Genomic DNA, 4837 nt, shown 5'->3' with positions numbered 1-4837 from the left:
CAGGGTGAGATCGTGAATATTTATTAACCAGTTGGAGGAAACTAAACGATCAGTTTGACGATCCGGTTTAGTCGTGATCTTATACTCTCTTTTTGGGGAGTAAAACCATGTATATCGAAGCCTTCACCACCCACTTTGGGGAATTATCTGACACGCGTCAATCAGCAAAAGTGACCTATCCACTTGAGGATATTTTGTTTATCACCTTATGTGGTGTCGTCGCTGGAGCCGAAGGGTGGAGCGATATCCGGGACTATGCCGACGGTCATATTGGCTGGTTCCAGCAACATGGTTACTTGCGCGATGGCGTCCCCGTTGATGACACTATTGCCCGTACCATTTCGCGTCTCGACCCAGAGCAGTTTAGAGCTTGCTTTATCAACTGGATGCAGGCTGTACATGAAAGCACCGAAGGACAATTGATTGCGATTGACGGTAAAACGCTGCGAAGCTCCTACCAGCGCGGTGACCGCCAATCAACGATACACATGGTCAACGCGTTTGCCTGCACCAATAAAGTCGTTTTAGGTCAGGTTAAAACCTCAGAGAAGTCGAACGAAATTACAGCAATCCCTGAGCTTATTCAGTTACTTGATGTTCAGGACACCTTGGTATCAATTGATGCTATGGGCTGCCAGACCAGCATCGCAGAGCAAATAGTCGAGCAAGGTGGTGATTACCTGTTCACACTCAAAAGCAATCAGGGCAAGCTCTGTAAAGCAGTCGAGGATGCGTTTACTGAGACACGGGAAGCACCACTTGGTGGCTTAACCTTCGAGCAAAAGCGGGGTCGCATAGAAGCCCGGACATACCATGTGTTAAGTGCTGATGAGGTGAGCAAAGCGTTCCCGCAATGGCCTGAGTTAAAGACGCTTGGCATGAGCATGAGCTTCCGCCAACAACAAGGCAAAGCACCTGAACTGACGTATCGCTACCATATCAGCTCCGCACCATTAAGTGAGAAGCAACTAGCCGAAGCAGTACGTTCCCACTGGGCTGTAGAGAACAGCTTACATTGGGTACTGGATGTCAGCATGGGTGAAGACGACTGCCAGATACACCAGAATCACGGTGCCGAAAACTGGTCGATGCTACGCCATTTAGCGCTAAACATGTTGCGGGCAGAGTCATCAAAAGGCAGCATACCCGCCAAGCAAAAACGGGCTTGGATGAAAGCCAGCTATCTGGAAGCTGTGCTAACTGCGGGTTTTAGTGGCATGATTAATTAGTGAGCACTCATGCGGTTGCCCTGCCTTCTGTAGAAGTTTAAATTAAGTAGTTTAAAGCGGGTACTCCTCTTTCCGCACGAATAAACATTAGGCTATTTTTGTGAACTTTGAGTTAAAAAATGATGTCAATACAATGACCATATATAAAATTCAATATGATTATCGTTTTATAAGTGAGTAATATTTGTTTTTCAATTCAAAACCTATTCTATTGATTATTTTCTTTGATCTAGATCTTTTTACTTTCTTTCTGTTAGATGATATGTTTATTTCGCTATCCATACCATTTTGAAAAAACAATGGTGAGCTACAAAAACCAATTCTTAAATCATATTTCCACCAACGCTGCAAAGTAACATCAGCAGGAAGATAAATTTCTTCATATGCTTTTAATACTTTTTTTGCTCCTTCTCTATTAATCAAATAGGCCATATTGGAATTAGGTACTTTGTTTGGAAATCCAATTTCCAAATCTTCAACTCTTTCTACTGGCGAAATTACTTTCTTCTTACTTGCACCATCGGATAGTTTTATAAGGTCAAAAAAATTAAGGCTTCTCTCTATTTTTGATAACTGACTAACTTTTAATTTTGTTGTTTCCGCGTCATCTTCTAAAATCACAGCGTATTCATGATCAGATTGTAAAAAATCATTTATTGCTTTTGAATGACTTAGAATACAGCAGATCTCTCCACTGGTTAGAGGTTTATGATAATAACGTAAGTTTTTCTCAGAATTATAATTGTATTTTAATTTACTTAGATCCTCTGGTGAAATTGCGCACACGATAGTAAAATTTAGATTTACTTCATTTAGATTTTTTATTATTTTCTTCAATCTTTCCGTTGATCTTGGTAAATTTATAACAAAGCAATGCATATCTATTATTCTCCCAATATTTCGACATTACTATTGCGTAAAAATATGACATTAGAGTTATTTTTACGTGAAATATTTGTGGCGAATTTGTCGAAATATGAACAGATTGAGAGCGTTAACGTTTAAATATAGTTCAAACCTACCAAACCTGCCGCTTTCCAAGGCAACCTCATGAAAGTTTTTTTCGAGAAGTGCGGCTGGTAATTTTATTAGCGACTTTAATAGCGCACTCAATAGAAAAGCGATCGCTAAAATATTATCACTTAAAAGATCAAGTAGTTCGTTGTTACACTTCCTTGTTTTGAACCTTTAGCTTAACTGTTCACTCAGAAATTTCGGTAGATTTGTGTGTCTTTTATGAGCGTTTGACACGGAAAGCCCACTGTACATGCTTTGTCGCTGTCCGACAAATACAACCTGCTTTTTGGCTCTTGTCAATGCCGTATAAATTAGATGGCGGTCTAGGTTTCGCGATTCTTTAATAATAACGATAACTCTCTCAAATTGGCTTCCTTGCGCTTTGTGAACTGTTAAAGCATAAGCGTGTTCCAAGTTCGATAGTTCGTTGATAGATAGATCGGTAGTGTTTCCTTCAAAATCAACTATAACGGAATCATGGCTATAAGCGAGCACTTTACCAACAGAACCATTGCGAATATCCTTTTGGTAATCGTTCCTGGTATACATTACCAATTCACCAACTCGTAATGCTCGTCCGCTAATGTGATGAGTTACGTCACCAAATTCTTCATGGTTAAAGTTAACAACCTCTCCTTGCGAAAACTTATCATGGATACGGCAATTTAGATTAATCACGCCACCATTAAGATTTTTAGTCGGAGAAAGAATGAGTACGTCATTATTGGAGCCATCACCGCCTAGCGCTTCATAAACTTCAATGCATTTTTGTTCAATTTCTGTTGAGTTACATTCGATAAAATTAACGCCATCAGCGACTCCAATAAATGGTTTAAATTCAAGGTCTGTCTCATCTTTCTGAAAAGCCCTTATTTTGCTGGCGATATTCGGAATGCCAGAAGATTCTGCTTGTCTTTTAACTGCTGTAAGGTTGGCCTTGGGTATGGCTTGCTTCACCAAGGCATGTAGACTCAGTCCTATGCCAACAGGGGGGAGTTGCTCTTCATCACCAGTTAGTATGAGTCTTCCTCGGCAACGTATTCGCTTGAGAATTTTAAGTAGCGATAAAACATCTATCATAGATGCTTCATCTACGATGAATACCGCATCATCGTCAATATCATCAGCATCAACGTTGTACATAAACGATGCAACGGTCATCGCTTCTCTACCTGTTGCTTCGGTAATTCTTTGAGCGGCTTTTCCTGCGAGAGCCATCAAGAATATTTGCTTGGTTTGTTGCAAAGACTCTAGAGCAAAACAAATAGCTTCTATTACCGTCGTTTTACCACAACCTGCACCGCCTGTGAGAATTGCTAATCGGTTTGTACAGCATTGAGTTACGGCTTCTCTCTGCTCTTGAGTGAGATTAAACCCTGCTCCTATTTCGAAGGCATCGATTTTTGCGTCTATCCGTTTTTCTAGTCCCTTATTTAAGTTTGCCCGTACCAAATTAGTTACTATTTCCGCCACGCTTGATTCAATAATATCCATACTCCTGACTTGAGTGATATTACCGTCAACGATTATCTCACCTGATTCTTGCGCGAGTTGTAAGGCTTCGCGACTCAAAGATCCTAATAGCCGCTTTACTCGGTATTTTGCTTCGTTGGTAGGTAAACAAGTGTTACCAGCGTTAAAAGCGTTGAACAATACTTCCTTTACATAAGCAATTAGTCTTTGGGGAGAGTTCAGCGGCAGTCCCAAGCGGTTAATTGCATATTCATCAACCATTTTAAGGTTTGCCATAAATATGGTTAAAAGATAGGGATTGGCTTGAATTTTTTCGTAAGCATCTGCCCCCCAAATTTTTAGTACAGATTCCGTAACTTTATAAGGGACGCCAAGGTCATCAAGCAACTTAAGAGTATTTAGTTCCTGATATTCTTTCAGCCCGTTAATTAGCCTGGTAGCTACATCTTTACCCAAAATAGGTAATAAGCGCTCAATTTCATCGTTAGCTGCTATTTCATAAAGTTCGTCACCGAAAAATGAGACTAACTTTTCCGCTTTGACCTGGCTGATCCCTGCGAATTCTTTTGATTCAGCAAGTAACCTTTTGAGGTTTTCATTAGAGGCTTTAGCAAATCGCAGCTCTATCGGAACTAGTATAATTTCTTTTGCTTTTGTTCCGTCTTTCCATGTAATCGTATTTGTTTCTACTTCGCCCTGTACAGACCATATATGCCCCTCTTTAAACATTGATGGGGTAGGGGCAATTCTCCAATCGGCCTTCACTACATAGCGCATTGGCCTATCATCCAGAGTATTTGCTGAAAATATTACTCCGCCAAGTTTCCCTTTACTTCGGATCTTTCGGATTTGCAATAAACCAGAGTATGCACCCATTACAATCTTCCAGTTTCGAGCATGTAGCGCTCTATCGCTTCTAGACGTGTAAGTTTCTTATTGGCTATGTTCTGCTAAATTGTTGCTACACTGTATATGAATACAGTCGTTAAGGGTTGATCATGCTCCCAGCACAATTTACAAAGCTTATAGCCGAGTTAGAACACTTAACAGATAGTCAAACCCGTTATGTTGAGAAGCTGCTGAAAGGCACTGATAGCGTCTCACAGTTGATAACAGAG

Annotated in this window: 3 protein-coding genes and 1 pseudogene; 2 read left to right on the top strand and 2 right to left on the bottom strand. The window is 40.5% G+C overall.

The annotated features are described in order from the left end of the window. Positions 1–107 precede the first annotated feature (107 nt). Positions 108–1229, top strand: a complete 1122-nt coding sequence (locus tag C6Y40_RS03375) for an ISAs1 family transposase (protein ID WP_105933256.1) — start codon at positions 108–110, stop codon at positions 1227–1229. 159 nt (positions 1230–1388) lie between these two features. Here the strand turns inward: C6Y40_RS03375 and C6Y40_RS03370 are convergent, their stop codons facing one another. Together C6Y40_RS03370 and C6Y40_RS03365 are read right to left on the bottom strand one after the other, a co-directional pair. Beyond that, positions 1389–2108: a glycosyltransferase family 25 protein gene (locus C6Y40_RS03370; protein ID WP_105933344.1), complete on the bottom strand. Its 720-nt coding sequence runs from the start codon at positions 2106–2108 to the stop codon at positions 1389–1391. A gap of 309 nt (positions 2109–2417) precedes the next feature. Beyond that, positions 2418–4595: an AAA family ATPase gene (locus C6Y40_RS03365; protein WP_105933343.1), complete on the bottom strand. Its 2178-nt coding sequence runs from the start codon at positions 4593–4595 to the stop codon at positions 2418–2420. 122 nt (positions 4596–4717) lie between these two features. Here C6Y40_RS03365 and C6Y40_RS03360 point away from each other — a divergent pair. Further along, positions 4718–4837: pseudogene (locus C6Y40_RS03360) on the top strand (IS1595 family transposase); the annotation flags it as partial.

This window comes from Marisediminitalea alba (genome assembly GCF_002993365.1).
In the GTDB taxonomy this organism is placed as follows: Bacteria; Pseudomonadota; Gammaproteobacteria; order Enterobacterales; family Alteromonadaceae; genus Alteromonas; species Alteromonas alba.
Note: the sequence above shows the minus strand (reverse complement) of the source record. Positions and strands in the feature narration are given on the sequence as shown.

Bases quoted from the DNA above. Each gene is read 5' to 3' on its own strand.
- C6Y40_RS03370 (WP_105933344.1), bottom strand. From the start codon at position 2,108: ATGCATTGCTTTGTTATAAATTTACCAAGATCAACGGAAAGATTGAAG.
- C6Y40_RS03365 (WP_105933343.1), bottom strand. From the start codon at position 4,595: ATGGGTGCATACTCTGGTTTATTGCAAATCCGAAAGATCCGAAGTAAA.
- C6Y40_RS03375 (WP_105933256.1), top strand. From the start codon at position 108: ATGTATATCGAAGCCTTCACCACCCACTTTGGGGAATTATCTGACACG.